The following is a 23,108-nucleotide window of genomic DNA, read 5'->3' on the forward strand; positions in this document are numbered from 1 at the left end:
CGGCAGTGCGAACGGGAAAGCGGCGAATTCTACGCCAGTTCGCTGAAAGATAACAGGTTTAGCCGAGCTCAGTAGCTGCGCATTTCGCTCCACGGGATCGTCTTGCCGGACTCGACGATGCGGGTATAGCGCTCCTCCGCCTCGGCATCGAATTCCGCACGACGCTCGGCCCGCAACCGGTGGACGTGATCTACCGCCGCACCGACGACGACTTCCTCGATCCGGTCAGGCGTATTCCGGCTGGAAGGCCTGCTCCGAATTCGCGGCCGGTCCGTCACCGCTCCAGTACGGGGAGAGTTTCCTCAACTTCGCGATCACCGGCGGTACGGCGGCGATGACGCGGTCCACTTCCTCTTCGCTGTTGTACCGCGAAAGCGAGAAGCGAATCGTCCCGTGTGCCGCGGTATAAGGGATGGCCATCGCGCGCATCACATGCGACGGCTCCAGCGAGCCCGAGGTGCAGGCCGAGCCGGAAGACGCGGCAATACCGAGCTGGTTCAGCAGCAGGAGAATGCCCTCGCCTTCGACATACTCGAAGGCGATGCTCGCCGTATTGGGCAGACGGTAGAGCGTGTCGCCATTGACGAAGGCGTTCCTGACGCTGCCGAGGATCCCTCGCTCGAGGCGGTCACGCAGGCGCTTGACGGTCGTGTTTTCGGCCACCAGATGCTCCTGGGCAAGCTCGCAGGCGACGCCGAGGCCGATGATCGACGCCGAGTTCTCGGTGCCTGCGCGGCGCCCACGCTCCTGGTGGCCGCCGCGCAGGAGGGGGCGGAAGCGGGTATTGCGGCGCACATACAGCACGCCGATGCCTTTCGGCGCGTGCAGCTTGTGACCGGACAACGAGAGCATATCGATCTTCGTGCTCTTGAGATCGATGGCGACCTTGCCGACGGCCTGCACGGCGTCGGTGTGGAAAAGGATGCCTTTCGCGTGCGCCATCTCGGCCATTTCCTCGACCGGAAAGAGGGTTCCCGTTTCATTGTTCGCCCACATCGCCGAGACGATCGCCACGCGCTCGTTGAGCAGCGACCGGTATTCGTCGAGGTCGAGCCGCCCCTTGCGGTCGACGCGCAGGCGATGCACGACGTAGTCCTCCTTCTCGAGGTAGGCGCACAGGCTCAGGATCGCCGGATGCTCGACCATCGTGGTGATCACCGTCCGCCGTTCGGGATTGGCTTTCAGCGCCGAGAGAATGGCCGTCGCGTCGGACTCGGTGCCGCAGGAATTGAACACGATTTCGCTGTCGTGGGCCGCGCCAAGCAGCGACTGGACCTGCATTCGTGCCTGCTTGATCGCCTTGCCGACCTGCGAGCCGAAACTGTGGATCGAGGAAGCGTTGCCGAACTGCTCGGTAAAGTAGGGCAGCATCGCCGCCACGACGGCGGGATCGCAGGCCGTCGTGGCGTTGTTGTCCATGTAGATCGGTTGCATGGCTTTTCCTCTCGGATGACGGTTAGGCGCGGGCCAGCGCGGCGACCGGCAGCACCTGGACGAGTTCGCCCAGGGCTTCGATGAGCTTCTGCTGCACGCCGCCGAGGGTCGCGGCTTCCATCGAGCATCCGCGGCAGGCGCCGGTGAGTTCGACGTAAATCTTCTTGCCGTCGACCTCGACCAGGGTGACATCACCGTGGTCACGTTGCAGCGATGGGCGGATGGCTTCGAGCGTCTCCTCGATCCTGCGGATTCGCTGGTAGTTGGTCAGCTTCGGCTTGCCCGGCACTTCGCCGGCCGCCGGGCGCGCCTTGACCGGCTTCGCCTCATTGGCGTAGAGCCGACCATTGACAGCGATCAGGATGTCCTCGATCTTCTCGTGGCAGGCCGAACAGCCGCCGCCGGCCTTGGTGTAGTTGGCCACCTCCTCGATCGTCCGCAGGCTGTTGGCGCGCACCGTGTCCTCGATCATCACGGCGTCGATGGCGAAGCACTTGCAGACCAGTTCGCCCTCCTCGTGATCATCCTTCCAGCTCTCGCCGCGATAGTTGGCGACGGCGGCCTGCAGTGCCTCGCGCCCCATCACCGAACAGTGCATCTTTTCCGGCGGCAGTCCGTCGAGATAGTCGGCGATGTCCTGGTTGCTGACTTGCAGCGCTTCATCCAGCGTCTTGCCCTTGATGATCTCGGTCAATGCCGACGACGAGGCGATCGCCGAGCCGCAGCCGAAGGTCTGGAAGCGCGCATCGTCGATGACCTCGGTTTCCGGGTTGACCTTGAGCATCAGGCGCAACGCGTCACCACACTTGATCGAACCGAAATCGCCGATGCCGTTGGCGTTCTCGAGCGGCCCGGAGTTCCGCGGGTTGAAGAAGTGCTCGCGCACCTTCTCGGAGTAGTCCCACATGGCGATCTCCTCAGCCCGCGAACGACTGGCCGCAGGCACAGGCACCCGCGACATTCGGATTGTTGAACTTGAAGCCGGTCTGCGTGAGGCTGTCGACAAAATCGACGGTCAGGCCGTCGAGCATCGAACTGCTCAACGGATCGACCAGCAGGCGGGCAGCGGCACCGACGTCGAACTCCAGGTCGTCGTCGCCCTTGTCCTGTTCGAGACGCAGTCCGTATTGCAGGCCGGCGCAACCGCCACCGGATACAAAAATGCGCAGACCGGCGACCGGAGTCTCGGTGGCCTTGACGAAGCGGCTGATTGCCTTCACCGCGGCGGGGGTCAGATGGATCATGAGCTGCTCTCCTTGAGATGGGGCGGGTTCCCTGAGTTCATCCTCGCAAGCTTCGTACCAGCCCTGCCGATAACCCGCAACACCATGAATTTCCACGCGTTCCGCGATTTCACCCGAAGTGGAGTGGGTCTCTAATGGGTGTCGCAAACGCGACACGCCGAATTGCGACACGCTCCCGGGCGAGCGGCAGGCGCGCAGAGCTCGCCCTGCTCACGCGGCAGCAGCCTCGTAGGTGTAGCAGTCCTTCGGGCAGACCCGACCGCAGGCGCCGCAGCCGATGCAGTCGGCGCCGTTGGCGATGGTCATCACCATCATTTCGTCATCGTCATCGGCATCCTCGTCGGCGTCGGCCAGCAACTGCTCACTGCGCTCGACCAGATCGAGGACGTTGCGCGGACACACTTTGTAGCAGCGGCCGCAGCCAATGCACTTTTTCGGATCGAGAAAACTGACGAACTGCGGGGTCCATTCGTCCCCACCGCGGGTGCGTCCGGTGATGATGCCCATACGCTTATCCTTTCTGTGCCGCCTGCAGGCGGGCGTTGGCTTCCGCCCACGCCTGGCAGGCCGCGAGCGTTGCCTGTGAAATTTCCGGAAGCTCCTGCCAGGCGGCAGGCAACCTGTCTTCGACCAGATCGTGAAGTCGCGCGGCCTGCTCGCCGGCGAGGCGCTTGAGCTTCTTCACTTGCCGATCGAGTTCCCTGATGTCGTCTTCGCTCATGCTTGTCGCCTCACATGCCGGCCACTTCAGGGAATCGGCCGATGACGCCGAGCGCCACGGCGAGGTGCTTGTCGGCCTCGCTCTTCATCTTCGACAGGGACTCGAAGCCGAAGCGATGTACGTCGCGCAGCGTCCGATCCATGACCACCAGCTTGCCGACGGTGATCAGCGCACGCCCAAAGCCTTCGTGGGTGATCTGCACGAAGGGCACGGCCATCAGGCCGCATTCCTTTTCGATGAGTACCGCAATCGCGTTGTGGAAAGCCTTGACGCGGGCCAGCGTCAGCTCGTCGGGATCGCCGATGGTCGGCAGCGCGCGCTTCTGCTCCTTGCTCAGCACGTAGCCGGCGAGGATCGTCGGCACCGGCTTGCCGTCCCACTGTCCGTAGCTGTCGAGCGCCCGCGTCTGGCGCAGCATTTCCCTGATGAAGTCGGTGGCATAGATTGGCGCATCGGCGGGCTCGATCGCGGATACGGGGGCAAGACCTGCAGTCATGGGCTTTCTCCAGGAAATGACTGGGATGGACAAGTGACGGAGGCGGCCGGCTGCACGCGGTCGGCGAACAGCCGGCGGTGCAGCAGGCGGACCAGGAACAGGCCGGTGGTCAGGCCGCTAGCGGCGCCAAGGGCGGCGGCGGCGTCGCCGGCGAAAGACAACAATGCCGCGCCGAGCAGCAGAGTCACGGCCGGCAGCAGATAGCCGATCGTCATCCCGAGCGTGAAGTTCGTCTGCTCCAGCTTGAGCACTACGGGGTCGCCGACGACCGCATTCGCCGGCGCGGTGATGCGCACCGACCGTTCGGCGCCACTGCCGCAGACGGCGCGTGCCCGGCAACCATGGCAGCTCGAGGCGACGGCGATGCGCACCTCAGCCACGTCGCCGCGCACGTCGACCACCCGGCCGCGGGCTTCGAGAGTGCCCGGCATCATTCGTCCCAGCCTTCGTCAAGCATGCGATCGAAGCGGGTGCTGTCGCCCACCTGCCGGCGGATCGCCTTGTCGACCCAGGCGGTGCCGCCGCTGCAGATCGCCCGGCTGAGCTGCTGCAACAGCACGTCGATCGCGGCCTCATCGTCGAGGCGGATCGGCTGCACGCCGACGGCCAGCAACTGCTTCACTGCCGAGGCGCCGGCCGCCAGGCAATAGACGGCGGCACAACCCGCCAGCGACGCCACCCGCGCCGGCAGTCTGCCTTCGTTGTCCTCCCTGGCGGCCGGCGGGAACTCGACGATCTCGACCAGCCGTGCCCGCTCACCATCCAGGGTATAGACGGCAAAGCCCTCGGCAGCGCCGAAGTGCTGATTCACCGTGCTGCGGTCGTTGCTGGCGAAGGCTACCTTGAGCATTCCCGGCGCCTCGCTAGTGGCGGACCAGGCCAGCGCCAGACGGCGCCCGCGCCGCTGAGTCGCTCTCGCTGCCGGCCCGGTAGATCGATCGATGGACAGGGATGTCATGGTGGTTCCCGAGGAAGAGATTGGCGATATCGAACAAGGCCTGGCGCGCGCCGCGATAGCCGACCCAGGTCCGCGCATAGCCACCCACCCAGTCATACTGGGGAAAGCCGGCACGCAACAGCGGCACTTGCAGACGCTGCGCGCTGGGCGCGGCGTGCGAGTTGGCGACGATGAGCTGGGCGCGCTGCGCCAGTGCCGCACGTTCAAGATCCTCGAGGTCGCCAATGCGCACGCTGACCGCCGGCAGGTCGGCGAGCACCTCGGCGCGCGTCGACGCCACCGCCGCGACGACTTCGCCGCCGACGCCGGTGAGGAACTGACCCAGCGCCACCAGCAGATCGGGGTCGGCAGCGATACCGATGCGCAGGAAGCCGGTCATGAAATGCGTGTCGACCATCGCGTCCTGCAGTTGTGCCCGCTGGCGCTCGATGGCGGGAGGTACCGACTGCCCCGAGATTTCGGCCAGTGCGAGGACGAAGGCATCACAGGCATCGAGGCCGAGCAGATGATCGAAACGATAATCCGGGACGCCGCTGCGCGCGCGCAGAAGATCGGCCGCCTTGTGCAGCGAACGACCAATGACGAGGGTGGCGACGGCCTCGCCGAGCCCGGCGATGGCCGCTTTCGGAGTTCCCCCCAGGGTCAGCGGTGTGCTGTCCTGATCGATCAGATGGCCGTCGAGTGAATCGCCGAGGTCGGGCAGAACCACCGGCAGCAGACCGAAGGCCTCGATCGATTCCTTGATCGCTTCAATGTCCCCCGGCGTCAGCATCGACGACGCGAGGACATTCACCTGCCGGCTGCCGTCCGCGGCTGGCGCCGGCCCGCGGCCGGTGGGGAGCAGCGTGTCGATGATCGCCTCGACGGCGAGAGCAAAGCCGGTCTCCAGGCAGCCGCTGTAGTCCGGCGTGTTCACCGGCACCACGGCCGTGCTCGAGAATTCCGGATGACGACGACGGAACTCGCGTACCAGACGCTGCACGTCGCAGCCCTGGGTCTCGGAGAGCCCGGTGGTGGGCAGGCCGATGATTTCCGGCCCGCTCTTTTCGCAGAGCACGCGCAGGCCCTCGATGACGTTCTCGTCGGCGCTCATGATGCTCGACACCTGATCCATGGCCGTCGTCTGCAGCGGGATCGGCTCGCGAAAATGGCGCACCAGGAACACCTTGCCGAAAGCCGTACAGCCCTGCGAGCCGTGCAGCATCGGAATCGCCCGCCGCAGACCGAGGAAGGCCAGGGCGGCGCCGATCGGCTGGCTGGCTTTCAGCGGATTCACCGCCAGCGGCTTGGCGCGCTTGAGGATCTCAGGCATGGGCTTCTCCGGCAACCGGCAGCGCTGCGCCCGCGGCCGGCGCGGCGTGCCACGGGGCCGGCGCCCGCACCTTGTGCCACACCGGCGATTCGAGCGTCAGCGCGAGCTGGCGCACCAGTTCCAGCATGCCACCGTAGCCGGCGTAGCCGAACTCTCTTTCCTGGTTGATGTCGAGGAAGGGGATGCGCGCCTTCAGCGCGGTGTAGAGGTTGCGCCCGCCGGCGATCAGAATGTCCGCCTGGTAGTCCTTGTAGGCCTGCAGCAGCGCCTTCGGGCTGCCGTCGGTGATCATCTTCGTCGCCTCGCCCATGATCTCGCGAATGCGCGCCTTGTCCTCCTCGGTCGACTTGTTGGTGCCGGTGGCAACCACCGTCATGCCCAGGTCCTGCAGCGCCGACACCACCGACCAGCTCTTGACGCCGCCGGTGTAGAGCAGCACCCGCTTGCCGGCCAGCCGCGCCCGCCACGGCTCGAGGGCGGCGCGAATGGCGGCCTCTTCGCGGGCGATCATCAGCTCGGTGCGCGCCGCGAGATCGCTGTCGCCGAGCAAGCGGGCAAAGTCACGAAAAGCCTGCGAGGTATCGGTGATGCCGTAGAAGCTGCCCTCGAAGAAGGGGACGCCGAAATCGCTTTCGAGTTTGCGCGCGACGTTGAGCAGCGCCTTGGCGCAGACCACCATCGACGCCTGCGCCCGATGCATGGTCTGCACCTCGTGGAAGCGTGCGTCGCCCGAGAGCGTGCACAGAATGCGCAAGCCCAGCTCGTCGAACAGTGGCGCGAGGTACCAGAACTCGCCGGCGATGTTGTATTCGCCGATGAGGTTCACGTCGTGTACCCGGATACCCGGCCGTTGCGCCGACGCGGCGACCGGTGCCGGCTCGCCGGTGCCGATCACGTACTTGAACATGGCTTCGCCGGCGATGCGGTTGCCGAGGTTCTTGGTGCCGTAGAAGCCGGCGCAGTCGACCGGCACCACCGGCACCCCCCAACGCGCGCTGGCCGCCCGGGCTACCGCCTCGAGGTCATCGCCGATCAGCGCCGGAACGCAGGTCGAGTAGAGGAAGACGGCCTTCGGTGCGTAGTCGTCGATCGCCTGCTTGATGGCCAGAAACAGCCGCTTCTCGCCACGCCCCATGATCACATCCTGCTCGGTGAGGTCCGTGGTCATGCCGATCCGGTACAGGGTCGGGCCCGACGAGCGCGCGCCGCGGTTGTCCCAGGAGGCGCCGGCGCAGGCGATCGGCCCGTGGACGATGTGGGCGACATCGGCAATCGGCAGCAGCGCTATCTGCGCGCCGTCGAACGAGCAGCCACCCGCCGTGGCGCCTGGTTTGGTGCGCGCGCAACCGGATTTCTCGTTCCTGTTGTGAGCACAGGCGGGCTCGTTCAGCAGTTGGGCAATTTCGGCTGTCTTCATGGCGTCAGTCCTTTGTTCACTGGCATGACGCAATTGCCGTGCCAACGCTAAGCGCCTGATTCCTCGCCCTTGCACCAGGCCGGGCGCTTGTCGGGTTTGCGACATTGCGACATCAACCGCCGCGCCGCCGGGTGGGGCACGCGCGCCCAGGACAGGCCGGCGCCACCGACCTCATCGGGGAGTGGCGCAAGGGATACGCCTCTGGCATGCGTCTTGCGTCGTACCGCCCATCTACCATTCCCGGGAGCCGTCCATGCCTCAGCCGGCCAGCAAGCTGCCGCTCGGCGCCGATCTGCGTGCGCTGGCCATTGCCGGCGTCGCCGGCCAGTCCCTGAGCGCGGGCCGGCGGCCGCTGATTCGCGGAGTTGCTGACGACCGTGTGCAGGCGCTGCTCGCCGCCGCCGGCTTCGACGGAACCTTCGTGGCCGAGGCGAGCGCGCCGGCAGCGACGCCCGGCGACGACGAATTTGCCGATCTGCTCGCACTGCTGCGCGAAGAACTGGCGCTGCCGGACGAGTCCGGTAACTGCCTTTGTCACGCGATCGCGACCGCGGCAATGGGCGAGAACCACCTCTGGCAGGACATGGGCCTGCCCGACCGCGGTGCCCTCTCGGAGTTGGTGCGCGCGAACTTCCCCGGGCTGGCGGCGAGAAACATCGGCGACATGAAGTGGAAGAAGTTCTTTTACCGGCAGCTCTGCGAACGCGCCGGCGTGCCGATCTGCAAGGCACCGCACTGCGCCGAGTGCTGCGATCGCGCGCTCTGCTTCGGACCCGAGGAGGGATAGCGCGAATAGCGGGCAGCGACGGGCAGGGCTTTGGTACGCGCCCGGTCCTTGCCCCCGTGCGGCAAACGCACAGTCGCAAACCCGACAACTCGTACACGCACTGCTGCAACAGACTGATTTGTAGACCATTAAATCTTGGCACTGGAATTGCTAGTCCCCCAGTATGATGAACCACAAGCCCCCAGCCGACATCGTCATCAACGACACCACCCTGCGCGACGGCGAGCAGTCGGCAGGTGTTGCCTTCACTGTCGACGAAAAGACCGACATCGCGCGTCGCCTGGACGCGGTAGGCATACCCGAGCTGGAAATCGGCATTCCCGCGATGGGCGAGGCCGAACGCGAAAGCATCCGGGCGGTTGCGGCGCTGGGACTGAAGGCGCGCTTGATGGTGTGGACGCGGATGAAGCGCGCCGACATTGCGCTGGCGGCAAATCTCGGTGCGCAGTTGATCGACATCTCCGTACCCGCGTCGGATCAACACCTGCAGGCGAAACTGCGGCGCGATCGGCAATGGCTGCTGACGGAAATCGGCGTGCACGTCCAACTGGCGCGTGATCTTGGCTTCGCCGTCGGCGTCGGCGCCGAGGATGCCTCGCGCGGCGATCCGGACCTGCTGGCGGCGATTGCCGAAGCCGCGCAGGCAGCCGGCGCGCAGCGCATCCGCTTTGCCGATACCCTGGGCGTGCTCGACCCCTTCGCCACCTTCGAGCGGATTCGCCACCTGCGCTCGCGCTGCGATCTCGAGATCGAGATGCACGCCCACGACGACCTCGGGATGGCCACCGCCAATACGCTGGCAGCCGCCCGCGCCGGCGCGACACACCTCAACACGACGGTCAACGGGCTTGGCGAACGCTGCGGCAACGCGCCGCTGGAAGAAGTCGTGCTGGGCCTGCATCTGTGCCAGGGGATCGAAACGGGGATCGATCTCGCCGGCTTCCCCGCGATCTCGCAGCGCGTGGCCGTCGCTTCCGGGCGCCCCCTGTCCTGGCAGAAGAGCGTTGTCGGCGAAGGCGCCTTCACCCATGAGGCGGGGATTCACGTCGACGGTCTGTTCAAGGATCCTGCCAACTACCAGGGTTTCGATCCGCGTCTGGTGGGGCGCCGGCACCGCGTGGTTCTCGGCAAGCATTCCGGAGCACGCGCCGTGCAACAGGTGATGGCGGGCCTCGGCCATGCACTGTCGGACACCTCTGCGCGCGCTTTCCTGCAGCGGCTGCGCAGCTTCGTCGCGGAGAAGAAGCATTCGCCGTCGGCGGCCGATCTGTTGAAGCTGCTCGGCTCCTGAGCCGATGAACCGGAAAGATGGCGATGGCCGACCGACTCGAACTCCTTGAACTTGGCGATGACGTGCTCTATTTCGACGAGCCCTGCCCGCCGCGGGTCGCCGCCCAGATCGACGCCGCGGCGCATGACTACGGCCAGCCGGTCGCCGAGCAACGGCTGCTCTACGCCTACTTTCTGGCGCCCGAGCAGCTCTCGGTCCTGGTCGCGCTGTACCGCTACTACTTCTATCAGCACCGCCTCGAGGATGCCCTGGTCGTCGCCGAACGCGCGCTGGAGGTCAGTGCGCGCCGCCTGCAACTGGCCGGCGGTTGGCGCAGCCTGGGGCCGCGCACGCTTGGCGAGGCGGCGATGCGCTCGATGGGCATGCTGCGCTTCCACTTGCTGGCGCTCAAGGGGTCGGCGGTGATCCTGCTGCGCCTTGGGCGAGTCGGTGAGGCCTGCACGCGCCTGCGCACGATTGCCGACGTCGACCGGCGCGATGCCCTCGGCGCTTTGCCGCTGCTCGAGGTCATCGATCGCCAGTACGCCGCTACCCCCGAAACCTTGGACTAAAGGAGGAAAGAGCCATGGCTTGCGCCAACGACACTTTTGAGGACGACCTCGCCGAGTTGAGTTCGGCGGAAGAATTTCTCGACTACTTCGGCATCGACTTTGCCGTGCCCGTGGTGCAGGTCAATCGCCTGCACATCCTGCAACGCTTTCACGATTATCTGGCCAAGCAGGAAGCCGGCAAGGCGCCGGATTACCTCGCCTACCGCCACTGGCTGGCGCGCGCCTACGCCGACTTCGTCGGCTCCACCGCGCAGGCCGAGAAGGTCTTTGCCGTTTTCCAGAAGGCCGAAGGGTCGTCCTTCGTCCCCCTCTCCTCGCTGACGGACTGAGGCCGTGTTGCCGCGCTGGGACTACGGCGATGCGGTACGCGTGACGCGCAACGTGCGCAACGACGGCACCTTCCCCGGCGTGCCGACCGGCGACCTCCTGGTGCGCCGCGGGCGCATCGGGCATGTGCGCGATGTCGGCACCTTTCTCCAGGATCAGATAATCTATTCCGTGCATTTCCTCACCGAGGGACGCCTGGTCGGTTGTCGTGAAGACGAACTGGTCGGCGTCGACGAAGCGTGGATCGAAAGTCGTTTCGAGGTTCGCCAGCGGGTGCGCGCGCTGCGCCCGCTGGCCGTGGCCGGCGAGGTTCGCGTGCCCGCCGGCAGTCGCGGCGAAGTCCTGAATCTCGAAAAATCCGAGACCCAGGGCGTCGTCTATCAGACGCACTTCGACTGTTTCGCCGGCATGCCCCTGTGGGTACCCGAGGCCGCTCTGGGCGAATGGCGACGGCCAGGCGATGCCTGAAGCGGGTGGCATCTACCGGTCGATCAAGCTCGCCGCGCAGTTGTTCGGCAAGCCGCTGGAGGCACTTGCCCCGGAAGAACTGCACCGGGTGACCTGTGTCGCGACCCGGCAGCAGGAGATCGAGGTGCTGATCCTGGAAACACCGGAAGCGGCCAGCGTGATGCTCCCGGCAGCCTCGATCGACGCCAGCCTGATGGAAATCCGCCGTCGCTACGCCGACGATGACGAGTATCACGCCGAGCTCGAACGCGTCGGCCTGGATGCGGCGGCGTTGCGCCAGGCGGTGGCGCGCGACCTGGTGGTCGAGGCCGTGCTGGAAAGGGTCGCGGCAGCAGCGGCGCCGGTCAGCGATACCGACGTCGAGATCTTCTGGTACATGAACCAGCAGCGTTTTCGCCATGGCGAAACGCGCGTGCTGCGACACCTCCTGGTGACCATCAACGAGAACCTGGCGGGCAACGAGCGTCAAACCGCCCGCGCCCGCATCGAAGCCATTCGCGCCCGCCTGCTCAGGGAACCGCAACGCTTCGCCGAGCAGGCGCTGAAGCACTCCGAATGCCCAACAGCGGTCCATGGCGGCCTGCTCGGCCGCGTGCCGCGCGGCCAACTTTATCCGCAGGTCGATGCGGCGGCCTTCACCCTCGCCGAGGGGATGCTCTCCGAGGTCATCGAGAGCGAACTCGGCTACCACCTGATCCGCTGCGAAGCCATCCAGCACGAACGCCTGCTGAGCTTCGCGGAGGCCCGCCAGACGATCCGCGAACATCTCGACGGGCAACAGCAGGCTCTCTGCCAGAAAGCCTGGATCAAGGCCCTGCACCGCTAGGCGGCCGCACAGTCAACCGCTTGCTTGCCGAGTCATCGCGAACCTTCGCGCGCGCTGGTGCCACGCCGGGAGCGTGAGCCGCGGCACGCCGTTCGTTCATCGACCGGAGCAATCGCGCGGCCGCAGAAGACGGTCAAGCCACCATGCGCCGTCGAAACGGATAGAATGCGATGCAGCTTCTCGACACAACCCGATCATGAAAGATCCTTCCCAACTACTGAAATTTTCGGCTGGCCTGCCGGTCGATGCGGCAGTTGTGCGCAGGTGCCCCGGGCAACCGGTTTGTCAAGACTGCACTTTGGCTGTGAAGCCGTGCTTTGCCGACAACGGTTCTAGGGCCATTGGCCGGCGCTGACGCGACAGGCTTGACTTCTCTGGTCCGATTCTGGGCCGCTTGCGGGATCACACGATACCGACGGCGCGAGGATCATTCCTGACCCAAGCGTTTCACGGCATCGATGGTCTTGAGATTTCTTGTTGAAGGCACCCTGGGCAAGAGCAGCGCCCCAGGCTGCAACAGCATCGATCCCTGGCAAGCAACAGCCCTCCTCTTGAAGACAAAATGCTCACGAATTACAACCTGGCGTGTGCCGTCAATCACCACGCGATGGCCAATCCGGACGCCCCGGCGGTGGTGTGCCAGGCGCGCTCCCTGACCTACGCCGAACTGGCTGAGCGTGCCGCCCGTCTCGCCGCTTGCCTGACTCACCGGCCTGACTGGCAGCGTCTTGACGGGCAAGCGCTCCGTGTCGGGATTTTGGCTTCGCGTGGAGTTGACGCCTGCGTGGCGGTGCTCGGCGCCTGCTGGGCAGGAGCCACGTATGTGCCGATCAGCTTGAAACAGCCGGAAGAGCGCGTCTTGACCTTGCTCGCCCAATGTGGCTTGTCGGCAATCATTGCCGATGACGAGGGGGCGAAGCTGCTCAGCGAGCGTTTGCTCACCGTCGGCCCGCGGCTGGTGATTCACGCCGGACAGTCATTGCTCGTGCCGCGGGCTGGCGCGGTCGAGATGGTCGACATGGCGACGCTCCCGCCGGTGACCCCGGAAGAACCGGCACCGATGGCGGCGTCAGACACGGCCTACATCATTTTCACTTCGGGAACGACCGGCGTCCCCAAGGGCGTCATGATTTCGGCCGGCTCTGCCCGTCATTACCTGACGACGATCACCGAGTGGCTGGATTTGCGCGCCAGCGACCGAGCCTTGGAGACCTGCGAACTCAGCTTCGATTTCTCGGTGCACAACATGTTCTCCACCTGGGAGGTGGGCGCCGCACTGCATATCCTGCCGGCCACCACGGTGATGAACGCCGTCAAATTTGTCCGAAGTTCCGGGTTGACGGTGTGGAACTCAGTTCCCGCGCTGGCCGGGATGCTGCGCCAGATCAAGGCGCTCGCTCCAGAAAGCCTGGCCAGCTTGCGCGTCACCGTTTTCGGCGGCGAACAGTTGCCCGCGAGCACCGTCACCGCCTGGCAAAGTGCGGCACCCAACAGCGTCATTGTCAACCTCTATGGTCCGACCGAAGCAACGGTCTTCTGTCTGGCTCAGAGGGTTGGCAAGCCACTGCCACTGACTCCGGGACGTAACGTCATGGCGATCGGCACGCCGCTGCCCGGCAATGAGGCGAGGGTGGTCGATGCGCACGGTCACCCTGTCGCCGACGGCACCGCGGGCGAATTGGTGATCGCCGGCGACCAGATTGCTGACGGCTATCTCGGAGCCGACGAGCTGACGGCCTCTCGGTTTCCGACGCTCGATGGCAAACGCTGGTACAGGACGGGCGATCTGGCCCAGCGCGACGCCACGGGTTGCTTTCATTGCCTCGGGCGGATCGACAACCAGGTCAAGGTGCTCGGTCATCGCGTCGAACTCGAAGAGATAGACGCCCATCTTCGCATCGTCTCCGGCGCCGATGTCGTCGGCTCCATCGCCTGGCCGCAGGCAAACGGCATGGCCAGCGGCATCGTCAGTTTTGTCGGCGCATCGGCCATCGACGCCGATCGCGTGATCGATGAACTGAAAAACCGGCTGCCGCCGTACATGCTGCCCCGCAGGGTCATTGCCCTGGAAAGAATGCCGCTCAATTCGAGTGGCAAGGTCGACCGGCGGGAGTTGCACCAACTGCTCGACAAGGAGGCGGGATGAGCCCGGCGGCAGCCAGCAGTGCAGCACTGCCGCCGCAGCGAGGAGGCGGCAACGCCTCGCGAGGGAGCCGTTTGCGCCGCTTCCTGGCCATCGACGAACGCGCGGATTGCATCGCGTGGTCGCAGGCGGTGAGCGGCCGCGCAATCATTTACTGCACGGCGATTGCCACCGTCGCCACCTACTTCCCCTGGTGGGAAACCCTCCTGGTCGTCAGCGCAGCCATGGCAGCGGCCTACATGTCGAAGTTCCGCAATCCGATCTTGTTCACGGCAACCTGGTCCGCGGCATTCCTTGAAATGGGACTCGCCGAGAATTCCATCCTGGAAGATATCGCTGTCGTCATGCAGCAGGAGCACATGGCTGGCCCCCCGCCGATGGTTCTGGCGAGCTTGTTCCTGCTGTTCGTCATGATCGGCGCCTGGGGCAGCCTGGAGTGGGTCCGCCGGCATCCGCATTGCCTCCTGGCCCGCCGGCCCTTGCTTTGCCTCTTGGCGCTGGAAGTGGTCTTGTGCGGCCTGACGACCATGGACGGCATGCAGGGACTGCCGCGCGTAATGCTCTGGTCGATGTTGATCGTGCTGACGCCGTACGTCTGGTTTCTGCCCTTTGCCATCGTCGACCAGCGCTCGCAGCAAGCCAGCCCCCGGTTGATGCAGTTGGCCGTGCTGCGCCCGTTCTGGAGTCCGACCTACCTGCCGTTCGGTAAAGGAGCCGCATTCCTGCGCAAGCATTTGTCGAAGACACCCGAGGACGTGGCGATCACGCAGCTCAAGGCGATCAAATTGCTCATCTGGTCAAACGCGCTGCTCGCACTGAAGTCAGCCATGACTCTGGTGTTCGAGGACTACCTGCAGATTCCGCGCGTGGAAGTCGCGCTGGATGCCTTCCTCCGCGGCCAGCCGTACCCGATTGCAGTCGGCTGGACTTGCCTGCTGCTGTCGACCGCGAAATACGCATTGACCATCGCGCTGTGGTCCGCTCTGTTCATCGGCATCGCCCGTTTGGCCGGCTATCGGTTGCCACGTGGTTGCTGGAGGCCGCTCGAATCGAGAACGCTGATGGAGTACTTCAATCGCTTTCACTATTATTTCAAGGAACTTCTCGTCGATTTCTTCTTCCTGCCAACGTTCTTCGCGGTTTTCCGGGGTTACCCGCGCCTGAGGATGTTCTTCGCCACCTTCATGGCCGCCGGCGTAGGCAATGCCCTGTGGCATTTTCTCCGCCAGATCGATAACGTCGCCACCATGGGTCTGGCCGGGGCAATTGACAGCTTCACCAGCTACCTCTTCTACTGCGTGATATTGGCGACGGGGATCGGCATATCGCAGGTCCGCGCGAGTATCGGCATTCGCCCCTCGGCCACCCATTTCGGGATATTGTATTCCGGCCTCTGCGTATGGTCGTTCGTTGTCTGCCTGCATGTTTTTGGCGGTGAGAGTCTTCGCCATACACTGCTTGAACGTGTGTTGTTCATGATGAGCCTTTTTGGAGTAGCCTGATGGAAGCAAATGCCAAGCAGGATTTACGGAACTTTCTCAAGAAAGCCCTGGAAAACCACCGCGATCACCAGGAGTTCGCTGATGACGAATCACTCTTCGTAAGTGGCCGGCTGGATTCCTTCTCCATGATGACTCTTGTCATGTATCTCGAGGAAGCCTTTGGCCTGGATTTTTCCGATTTCGAGTTTGACGTGAATCTAGTCGATTCAGTAAATGCAATTGAAGTGCTGGTAGATGCAAAGCAGGCCGTGTGAATTTGATCTTGCCTAGGTCTGCTGGGGACGACCGCGGCCATCAGGAGGTTCGTGAGGTCCGGTAAGGTCGAGATGTGGCGCGGTCGCCGTCGGCTCGGCCCGTCTGTTTCCATCCCTTTGGTCTGGCGGTGCTCAGCTTGCTTCGGCCAAGGAGCGGTCGATCGGCTCTGGGGTTCTCGGTCTCAAGACGGATTTTTGGGGACAGTATAAGTAATTCCCGCGGCGGCTTGCCGCGCCGTGTCAACGCCGCCACATAGACACTATCGGCCCCAGTCGAAGAAGGGTGAATTACCTATACTGTCCCCGCAATTGCCTGTCCCCGCAATTGCCCGCAATTGCGATACGCCGCTGGGTCGGCGGCACTCAGCCGGCGTGGAGATCGTCCATGTCGCACCCGAGTGCGGCAGCCAGCCTGGCCAAGAGGTCGGCAGAGGGCGTTGCCTTGCCGTTCTCGATCATCGACAGCATTTGTCGTGTGCAGCCCACCTGTTCAGCCAGGGCCTGCAGCGTCAATCCGCGATGCCCACGCCAGACCTTGAGCGGCGACTCTCCCGACAGAAGTCGCTCGACGAACTCGACGGGCAGCGATTCTTCTTGGCGAGCCTCTTTGGCGTCGGCGATGTCTTGCAAGGTTTCCAGGCGTTCGAGCAATGCCGTCCACTCGTCCATCGGCACGACGGCAAACGCGGGAGTTCCGTTCAGTTCGATGATTTGTGCGCTCATTTGTAGACATCTCCTCTCGGTGCAACTTTCACCACCAGCAAGACCAATTCGCCTCGCTGTACCTCGCAGATCGCCCGCCAATCGCCGACGCGCAGCCGCCAGAACGGCGAGCCCTGCAGCGGCTTCCAGTCGCCACGATACGCTGCCGGGTCGGCGGCTATGGTCTTCAACTCGCCGAGCATCCGACGGGCAGTGCCTTGCGGCATCCTGGCGAGCCCTTTGGCGGCGGACTTGGCGAAGCGAAGTGCGAACATGTGAGACATGTTAAGACCATCTCATTTCGCTGTCCAATTTTGCTTGACATCACCGATCGACCGGGCCTCCGGCGCCAGGTGGTGCAGGGTGACGCCGGCGATGCAGAACAGCAGCGCGGTGGCCGCAAAGGGCCAAACGGTGCGGCGGAAAGCGGTCTCCAGCCAGTGGCGCGGTTCGGCGCCCGTGAGGCGGCGGTAGAGCGAGGCGGCAAGCACGCCGTCCACCAGCAGTTCGACAAACGGCAGCGGGGCCGAATAGACGATCCACCCGCCGGCGAAGAGGAGCGCAGCCGCCAGCGCCAACGCGATGAGCGGGAGCGCGAGTTCGTCGGCGCCGCCCAGGGCCTCGGCCACTTCGCCGAGGCCCGATGAATCACCGCTGCCGGACGAGCCGGACGATGGGCCGCCTTCACCGCTGCTGCCGCCGCTGCGCCCTCGGCCGAGGTCGATGCCGGGGTCATCGATGTCGTAGTCGTCGCACTTGGTGCGCAGCCACAGCCAGAGCAGCAAGAGGAAGACGAGATAGGCAGCGCCCACGGCGAGCGGGTAGCGCAGCACCATGAACTGCACGCCCAAGCGCAGCATGGCAAACGAGGCGAGGAAGCCGCCCAGGCCAGTGAGCGCGACGATCAACATCATTTGATGCTTTTGGGGACAGCATAAGTAATTTCCGCGGTGGCAACGTCGCCACATTGACACTACCGGCCCCAGTCCAAGAAGGGGTGTATTACGTATACTGTCCACGCAATTTCGCCATTCGGCTCCGGATGCCAGTGTCCTCGGCGGACCGACCGCTACCCTCCGGAAAGTGGCCCGTGAGTGTAGGATAGCGTGTGGCGGCAGCTGGCCAGAAGCAGACGTAGCGGCCGCGCAATGTGATCCGGTGCGAACGGCGGGTAACTGATCTTGAACCGGACCTCCCGTTATCTGCGGACTCTGACAGTTGTTCGGCCAATACGGAAGTCTATCGTTTGGTCACTAATGTCCGCCGCGCACAAGATAGCTGACAGACCCGTCAATTCAGTCACGGGCGATTAGATTTGCCTTTGCGGTAAATCAAATGCAAACTCGAACTTGCCTATCCATGCCCATACTTATGATGCCATATCGCATATTTCTGTCTTCTCCCGGAGATTGTGTCGAAGAGCGTAGCGCCGTTCATGCTGTGGTGACGCGAGTGAATGCCGACCCATTGGTAAGCTCATTTGTTTGTCTGGAAGTTGTAGCCTGGGATTGGGGGGTGAGTGTTCCGTTCGAGGCGCTTTCTTCGCCGCAAGTATCTGTAAATAGGCATCTTCGTACTCCGGACGATTGCGACCTGTTTCTCGGCATCTTCAACTGCCGTTTTGGAACGCCGTTGCCGGGCCGGGAGTTCAGGAAGCTCGACGGCACGCCTTATCAGTCAGGCAGTGAGTATGAATTTCATCGTGCATGGGAGGCGCGCAGACGCGGTGCGTCGCGCCCCGAGATTCTCATGTATCGGCGGCAGCAAGAATTGCCTACCTGCCAGGATAATGAGCAATTGAAAAAGCTGGAGGCGTTTTTTCAGCAGCCGCCATTCATGGAGAATGATCAATGGACTGGCGCCGTAGACAGGTACCAATCCCTGGATGAGTTCGCCCGGAAAGTTGAGGGGCACTTACGCAGGTTATTGAGTCAACGACAGCCCGCGTCTCTGCCGAGATTCAGGGACTGGCTCAATAATCAGGCATCCCTTTTAACCGCCAACGCCGGGCCGCGCTACACCAGCGATGCTCACGTAGAAACCAATATTAGCCAAGCGTTCGACTGGTTATTGGTCAGGCAGCCTGCCATAGCCAAGTTGGATAAAGCATTGTCAGAGGTCTGGAAGCATCTTGATCGGGACGATGCGTTCTCCGTCATCCGTGCAGACATGGAGCAGATTGCCGATGCATTGCGCGCCGACATGTATTGGCAAACCACTCCCGATTTCCCCTTCATGCTTGGTACCTTGGCTCGCGCGGAAGCCCATGCATGGGCGGAGCACGAGATGCATGAACGCGCCAAGGAGCAAGAGGCAAGAAATGATACTTGGCGGTACCGTGAACATTCCCTGCGGCAAGCCGCCTACATGGCAGGGGAAGCAAGTGATCTCCTGCGAAACTATTGGAGCCTGTCCCAGCAACGAGTAATGCTGCTTACCGGCCCAGCAGGGCAAGGCAAGACCCATACTCTGGTTCACGAGGTTAATCAGATACTGGCCGCTGAAGGGATTGCCTTGGGTGTTCTGGGGCAAACCCTGAGTACTGCGGATACTCTGTGGGATGCAATTTGTCGGCGCGCCGGTTGGCTGGGTACGCACGATCAATTGCTCAACAAGCTAGAGAACGAAGCCGCTAACCGAAACCAACGCGCCTTGTTGGTGATGGATGCGCTTAACGAGACCCCGGATCGCAGGCGCTGGCGCAATGAGTTGGCCGGAATGATTCAGGAAGTATTATTACGGCCACATCTGGCTTTGGCTATCTCGGTCCGCACAGATTATCTGAAACAAACCTTGCCGTTGTTGCCCGATGGTATGGATGCACCTTGGGTGAAGTGGGAGCATCCCGGTTTTTCCGGAATCGAACCGGATGCTTTGCTGCGCTATTTTGAGCACCATGGTGTCAAGGCTCCCGTCGCGCCGCCGCTGGGTGAGTTTGGCAATCCACTGTACGTACAGCTTCTGGCGAGAAGTATGCGAGGTCATCCATTGCAGCACTGGCTGCCATCTTGGCTGGAAGTTTGGCGTGCATGGATGGTGCGACTGGAGGAGGACTCCAAGGATAGGTTGAGCCTAGATAACGCGTCACGCCCGGAAGTCATGCGCCGAACAATGAGCAAGCTGGCGCAAGCGATGCTGGAAGATGGGCATTTCAATTTGCTGCGCAACCAAGCGGATGATATCTCGAGAGAGATGACGGGGATAGATGGCGTCATTGCTTTTCTCTGCTCTTCCGGGGCGCTCATAGACCGGTTAGAGAATGACGAGGATGTCGTCGAATTCGGCTTCGAGCGATTATCCGACACCTTCCTTGCTGACCGGTTGTTGGCAAAGTTGTTCGAGGGGAAAGTCAGCAAGGAGGAAAAGCTGGTTGTGTTGCGCACCGCCCTTGCCCCCGGCGGCGACCTTCATCCGCTGGCATCTAGCGATTATGTGGATCACCCGCTCTATTTTCGCCGCGCCGGTTTGCTGGAGGCGCTGTGTTTGGCTGTTCCTCAATGCACAGGGGCGGAGCTTCCAACACTGTTGCCGAACAATGACGCGGATTTTCGTGATTGGGAGTTATCTCAAGCTTTCTGCGACAGTTTACGCTGGCGTTGCCGCCCCGAAGAGTTTGGAATGGATGGCAAGGCATTGCGCGATTTGTGGCGGCGTTACTCTGATAGGAGTAATCCGGCGTCAGAACTGGACGAAATCATTCGCTTTGCCCTGATTCCCGGCCACCCATTTGCGATGGAACAGGCCATCCATCCACGATTGCTGGCTCAGGAAACTCCTGGTGCACGCGATGCGATGTGGTCGGTGAATCTGGTTCCCCTATGGCGTGATGAGCATTCCAATTTGCGCCAGTTGGTCATTTGGGCGCGGGATGCCAACCTTCATGACGCACACGCAGACATAGCCTTGCCTGCGGCCCGGTTACTGGCCTGGATCTGCGCAACCTCGCAGAAGGGTTTAAGGCTGGCCGCCATGAAAGGACTTACTCGCTTGCTTGCCGCCTGCCCGCGAGTGATGGAGGCATTCCTCCCCGACTTTCTTGGCGTCAACGATGCGTATGTTCTGGAAGCGGTGCTGGTGGCTGTATGGGGTGTGGTGCAGGACGGGAGCGATGCTCAAGCCGGGACATTGGCGGCACGGCAGGTATATGAAAGCCAATTTCCGGAAGGGAACGCGCGTTGGTGTCATATCACCTTGCGCCATTACGCGCGTCGAATCGTGGAAGAAGCGTGTCGCAACGGATGGCTGCCGGATATTGACCCCAACAGCGTCAGACCGCCTTATCGGAGCAAATTGCCGTTGGGTGAAGTGCCAAGCAATAAAGGCTTGAAAGCACTCGATGCATCGAAAGGATTTGGAAGGATAATTTTTTCCAGCACGAGCAATGATTTTTACCGCTACATCATGGGCGGCAACTCAGCCTCACTTGACTTCCTGTCAAAGCCACTACCGGATTCTGCCGAACCGGCAAGGCCGTTTACGCGAGCAGAAAGTCTCATATCCAGAGGCGCTGACGAAAGCATATTCGACTTGGCGCTGGCAGCCCGTTTTGTAGCCTGGAATTGCTTGGCCTTGGGATGGACGGCAGAACGATTTGAAGATTTCGATACTGGTCTTTACACACGAGGCCATAGTCGGATGGGCGATGATGAAGGTACGGAGCGTATCGGTAAAAAATACCAGTGGATCAGTTGGTATACCTTGCTGGCCTTCCTTTCTGACAACTATGCCATGACGCCGGCCTGGAACAAGGGGCCTCGCGTATATGAGACGCCAGCCCAAGTTCATGTCAACCCTCATGATCCCGCGCGCTGGCTGCAAGTTGTTGCACCGGCCATTTCTAGAAATGACAAACAGGAGTTCTGGTGCATCCCCAGCCTGCCATCCTGGCCCCTACACAACCTGGAGGAAATGAAAGCTTGGGTGGCATCTTTGAGTTATGACCTACCACCTGCGGATGTCATTGGTTGTGCGCCTGCTTTGCCGCGAGAGTGGGGTGACGGGCCTTGGCTGAGACTGGCTGCGGAGCATATTTGGCAGAGTAAATTCGCCCCTGGTGGTTGGGGTCTTGGAAAAGACTATTTCGCTGACTTATGGTGGCAATGTTGGCCGATGCTTATTTATGCTGACGACTTGCCAAGGTTGCTGGAAAAAGTGAGTGAGCCAAAGGTGCAGAAAGAGTTGGCCGCTGTAGGACGAATTGACCCCGCGAATGATTGGCATGCCCCGCTTGCTCAGTGGCCCGCCACGCAGGCTGATTGGGACAGTGGATTTCGAAAATCTAAACCTAACAACAGGCATGACTTCTGGTTGCCAGTTAGGTGGCGACCAATGGTTGGAGAATGCGGACATCCGGATCGGCGCGATGATCATGCGCCCGTACTGCTACCCATGCCATCTTTATTTCGCGAGTGGGGGCTGGAGCTGGATTTGAGGCGTGGTTTGATTTTGCATCAAGGTGAACCAGTATTTGGATTGGCGGGATGGTTGTTTGGTGAAAGTGCATTGTTTGTGAATTTACCCAGATTCCTTGGCTTGCTGGGTGCATCGGGATATGCGCTGATCTGGCGGTGGTGCGGCGAACGCAGAGCATTCATGAATCTTGGCTTGGGAGGTCGAGATGAAGAGGACTTTGCTTGGGCGGATTACCACGGCATCGGTTACTTGGGCGCTGATGGACGTTTACAGGGCGCTTGGTCGGAAAAGAAAATCCGCAGAAGAGAATAGGTTGCTTGGTAATTATCCCTGGAGCCAACTTCGCCCTCTTTCAGAAGAGCCATACAACACAGGTCAATAGGGCGGGCGCGACTCAGTCTGGTGGTCTGGTATGTTCATCAAGGCTGACGTTTGGCCGTGCAGCTCTGTTGTCTGCTAAGGCCGAGCTGCAGCCGGCGCCCAGATCACCGTGTACGTCACCTTGGTGATAAGTAGGCCGACATTGCCCATGAAAAAGTCATCTGACCGTTGAGGGTCGGTTGCCGACAGCAAACCACGCAAACTCAGTGGCCGCTTGTGGTCCCGGAGCGGCCAGCTCGATGGGAAACCGCCGAGGCCGAGCATCAACGGCTGGATCAGACGGGAAGCAGTCGCTCAGACTTTTTAGGCCACCAGCTGCCACCGACCCTTATGGAAAGCTTTCCATAAGGGTCTTCACCCGTTACTCAGCAAGATCGGAAGCGGCCATCGGGCGGTTCCGAGCTTCGACATTTGCCAATGGCGCCATGGGCAGCCAAGCGAACCCTTGCGCTGATCGCCGTGGCTGTCCTCCCCAAACCAACGGCACTGACTCCAGCGGCATCTCGCTACTTGTGCCGGCACGAACGACGGTTCTCCTGGTCACGGACTTGGACCGTCCTCACAGCAAGCCTTCACGCAACCAGGAGAGCCCGCCTACTCCTCATCATCACCCTCGCCATCGCGGCGCGGGACGGTTTGCGGGTCGCAGGTAATGGCGCGGTAGATCTCGACGCGGTCGCCCGGGCGAAGGGCCGCGTCGAGCTTTACCAGGCGGCCAAAGACGCCCACCTTCTGCGTTTGCAGGTCGATGGTCGGGAAGGACTTGAGGATGCCGGAGCGGTCGATCGCCTGGTGCACGGTTGACTCGTCGGGCACCTCGATGGTCATCCAGATCTGCTGCCCGGCTTCGGAATACGCGACTCCTACCTGCATGGCAAAACC

At 62.6% G+C, this 23,108-nt stretch carries 24 protein-coding genes and 1 pseudogene; 11 read left to right on the forward strand and 14 right to left on the reverse strand.

The window, feature by feature from the left end; all coding sequences use genetic code 11:
• Window positions 1–146: 146 nt before the first annotated feature.
• Window positions 147–227: pseudogene (locus tag CAP2UW1_RS25820) on the forward strand (hypothetical protein); the annotation flags it as partial.
• Here the strand turns inward: CAP2UW1_RS25820 and nifS are convergent.
• The 10 genes from nifS to nifE all read right to left on the reverse strand — a co-directional run bounded on the left by nifS (window position 226) and on the right by nifE (window position 7,582).
• The gene (gene nifS / locus CAP2UW1_RS21695; protein ID WP_015768755.1) at window positions 226–1,434 is read right to left on the reverse strand and encodes a cysteine desulfurase NifS; all 1,209 of its coding nucleotides are present in this window, start codon (window positions 1,432–1,434) and stop codon (window positions 226–228) included. The pseudogene CAP2UW1_RS25820 and the gene nifS sit on opposite strands and share 2 nt — an antisense overlap.
• Before the next feature lie 22 nt (window positions 1,435–1,456).
• Window positions 1,457–2,341, reverse strand: coding sequence for a Fe-S cluster assembly protein NifU (gene nifU / locus CAP2UW1_RS21700; protein ID WP_015768756.1), 885 nt, complete (start codon window positions 2,339–2,341; stop codon window positions 1,457–1,459).
• 10 nt (window positions 2,342–2,351) lie between these two features.
• Window positions 2,352–2,678 (reverse strand): HesB/IscA family protein, encoded by a 327-nt coding sequence (locus CAP2UW1_RS21705; RefSeq protein WP_015768757.1) that lies wholly within the window; start codon window positions 2,676–2,678, stop codon window positions 2,352–2,354.
• 210 nt (window positions 2,679–2,888) lie between these two features.
• The gene (gene fdxB / locus CAP2UW1_RS21710; RefSeq protein WP_015768758.1) at window positions 2,889–3,185 is read right to left on the reverse strand and encodes a ferredoxin III, nif-specific; all 297 of its coding nucleotides are present in this window, start codon (window positions 3,183–3,185) and stop codon (window positions 2,889–2,891) included.
• Between the two features lie 4 nt (window positions 3,186–3,189).
• A complete protein-coding gene (locus CAP2UW1_RS21715; RefSeq protein WP_015768759.1) occupies window positions 3,190–3,399 on the reverse strand; it encodes a CCE_0567 family metalloprotein in 210 nt (69 codons plus the stop codon).
• A 10-nt stretch (window positions 3,400–3,409) separates the two neighbouring features.
• Window positions 3,410–3,895: a NifX-associated nitrogen fixation protein gene (locus tag CAP2UW1_RS21720; RefSeq protein ID WP_015768760.1), complete on the reverse strand. Its 486-nt coding sequence runs from the start codon at window positions 3,893–3,895 to the stop codon at window positions 3,410–3,412.
• Window positions 3,892–4,329 (reverse strand): SoxR reducing system RseC family protein, encoded by a 438-nt coding sequence (locus tag CAP2UW1_RS21725; RefSeq protein WP_015768761.1) that lies wholly within the window; start codon window positions 4,327–4,329, stop codon window positions 3,892–3,894. The genes CAP2UW1_RS21720 and CAP2UW1_RS21725 overlap by 4 nt, the downstream gene beginning before the upstream one ends.
• Window positions 4,326–4,745 (reverse strand): NifB/NifX family molybdenum-iron cluster-binding protein, encoded by a 420-nt coding sequence (locus CAP2UW1_RS21730; protein WP_015768762.1) that lies wholly within the window; start codon window positions 4,743–4,745, stop codon window positions 4,326–4,328. The genes CAP2UW1_RS21725 and CAP2UW1_RS21730 overlap by 4 nt, the downstream gene beginning before the upstream one ends.
• Before the next feature lie 13 nt (window positions 4,746–4,758).
• Window positions 4,759–6,165 carry a nitrogenase iron-molybdenum cofactor biosynthesis protein NifN gene (gene nifN, locus CAP2UW1_RS21735; RefSeq protein WP_015768763.1) on the reverse strand — a complete coding sequence of 469 codons (1,407 nt, stop codon included), beginning with the start codon at window positions 6,163–6,165 and terminating at the stop codon, window positions 4,759–4,761.
• Window positions 6,158–7,582 (reverse strand): nitrogenase iron-molybdenum cofactor biosynthesis protein NifE, encoded by a 1,425-nt coding sequence (gene nifE, locus CAP2UW1_RS21740; protein WP_015768764.1) that lies wholly within the window; start codon window positions 7,580–7,582, stop codon window positions 6,158–6,160. Before nifE ends, nifN begins: the two co-directional genes overlap by 8 nt.
• Window positions 7,583–7,835: 253 nt before the next feature.
• Here nifE and CAP2UW1_RS24215 point away from each other — a divergent pair, with 253 nt between their 5' ends.
• The 9 genes from CAP2UW1_RS24215 (at window position 7,836) to CAP2UW1_RS21785 (ending at window position 15,731) form a co-directional block, all read left to right on the forward strand.
• Window positions 7,836–8,369 carry a nitrogen fixation protein NifQ gene (locus CAP2UW1_RS24215; RefSeq protein ID WP_015768765.1) on the forward strand — a complete coding sequence of 178 codons (534 nt, stop codon included), beginning with the start codon at window positions 7,836–7,838 and terminating at the stop codon, window positions 8,367–8,369.
• Window positions 8,370–8,532: 163 nt separating this feature from the next.
• Complete coding sequence (gene nifV, locus CAP2UW1_RS21750) at window positions 8,533–9,660, forward strand: homocitrate synthase (protein WP_015768766.1); 1,128 nt, start codon at window positions 8,533–8,535, stop codon at window positions 9,658–9,660.
• A gap of 23 nt (window positions 9,661–9,683) precedes the next feature.
• The gene (locus tag CAP2UW1_RS21755) at window positions 9,684–10,211 is read left to right on the forward strand and encodes a hypothetical protein (protein ID WP_015768767.1); all 528 of its coding nucleotides are present in this window, start codon (window positions 9,684–9,686) and stop codon (window positions 10,209–10,211) included.
• Window positions 10,212–10,225: 14 nt separating this feature from the next.
• Entirely contained in the window at window positions 10,226–10,540 is a 315-nt protein-coding gene (nifW, locus tag CAP2UW1_RS21760; protein WP_015768768.1) for a nitrogenase-stabilizing/protective protein NifW, read from the forward strand.
• Window positions 10,541–10,544: 4 nt separating this feature from the next.
• Window positions 10,545–11,006 (forward strand): nitrogen fixation protein NifZ, encoded by a 462-nt coding sequence (locus CAP2UW1_RS21765; protein WP_041567957.1) that lies wholly within the window; start codon window positions 10,545–10,547, stop codon window positions 11,004–11,006.
• Window positions 10,999–11,832 (forward strand): nitrogen fixation protein NifM, encoded by an 834-nt coding sequence (nifM, locus tag CAP2UW1_RS21770; protein WP_015768770.1) that lies wholly within the window; start codon window positions 10,999–11,001, stop codon window positions 11,830–11,832. Before CAP2UW1_RS21765 ends, nifM begins: the two co-directional genes overlap by 8 nt.
• A gap of 562 nt (window positions 11,833–12,394) precedes the next feature.
• On the forward strand, window positions 12,395–13,978 hold the full coding sequence (locus CAP2UW1_RS21775; RefSeq protein ID WP_015768771.1) for an amino acid adenylation domain-containing protein: 1,584 nt from the start codon (window positions 12,395–12,397) through the stop codon (window positions 13,976–13,978).
• Entirely contained in the window at window positions 13,975–15,477 is a 1,503-nt protein-coding gene (locus tag CAP2UW1_RS21780; RefSeq protein ID WP_015768772.1) for a hypothetical protein, read from the forward strand. Before CAP2UW1_RS21775 ends, CAP2UW1_RS21780 begins: the two co-directional genes overlap by 4 nt.
• The gene (locus tag CAP2UW1_RS21785; RefSeq protein ID WP_015768773.1) at window positions 15,477–15,731 is read left to right on the forward strand and encodes an acyl carrier protein; all 255 of its coding nucleotides are present in this window, start codon (window positions 15,477–15,479) and stop codon (window positions 15,729–15,731) included. The genes CAP2UW1_RS21780 and CAP2UW1_RS21785 overlap by 1 nt, the downstream gene beginning before the upstream one ends.
• 363 nt (window positions 15,732–16,094) lie before the next feature.
• On the opposite strand, the gene CAP2UW1_RS21790 is transcribed toward CAP2UW1_RS21785, so the two are convergent.
• Genes CAP2UW1_RS21790 through CAP2UW1_RS21800 form a run of 3 tightly spaced genes read right to left on the reverse strand, consistent with a single transcriptional unit; the run spans window position 16,095 to window position 17,347 of the window.
• Window positions 16,095–16,454 (reverse strand): helix-turn-helix transcriptional regulator, encoded by a 360-nt coding sequence (locus tag CAP2UW1_RS21790; RefSeq protein ID WP_015768774.1) that lies wholly within the window; start codon window positions 16,452–16,454, stop codon window positions 16,095–16,097.
• Window positions 16,451–16,717, reverse strand: a complete 267-nt coding sequence (locus tag CAP2UW1_RS21795) for a type II toxin-antitoxin system RelE family toxin (protein ID WP_015768775.1) — start codon at window positions 16,715–16,717, stop codon at window positions 16,451–16,453. Before CAP2UW1_RS21795 ends, CAP2UW1_RS21790 begins: the two co-directional genes overlap by 4 nt.
• 12 nt (window positions 16,718–16,729) lie before the next feature.
• Window positions 16,730–17,347, reverse strand: coding sequence for a hypothetical protein (locus CAP2UW1_RS21800; protein ID WP_015768776.1), 618 nt, complete (start codon window positions 17,345–17,347; stop codon window positions 16,730–16,732).
• Window positions 17,348–17,885: 538 nt separating this feature from the next.
• On the opposite strand from CAP2UW1_RS21800, the gene CAP2UW1_RS21805 reads away from it, so the two are divergent.
• Window positions 17,886–22,157, forward strand: a complete 4,272-nt coding sequence (locus CAP2UW1_RS21805) for an NACHT domain-containing protein (protein ID WP_412566838.1) — start codon at window positions 17,886–17,888, stop codon at window positions 22,155–22,157.
• A 663-nt stretch (window positions 22,158–22,820) separates the two neighbouring features.
• On the opposite strand, the gene CAP2UW1_RS21810 is transcribed toward CAP2UW1_RS21805, so the two are convergent.
• Complete coding sequence (locus CAP2UW1_RS21810; protein WP_015768778.1) at window positions 22,821–23,099, reverse strand: RnfH family protein; 279 nt, start codon at window positions 23,097–23,099, stop codon at window positions 22,821–22,823.
• Between the last annotated feature and the right edge of the window lie 9 nt (window positions 23,100–23,108).

It is taken from the genome of Candidatus Accumulibacter phosphatis, from assembly GCF_000024165.1.
GTDB lineage: Bacteria > Pseudomonadota > Gammaproteobacteria > Burkholderiales > Rhodocyclaceae > Accumulibacter > Accumulibacter phosphatis.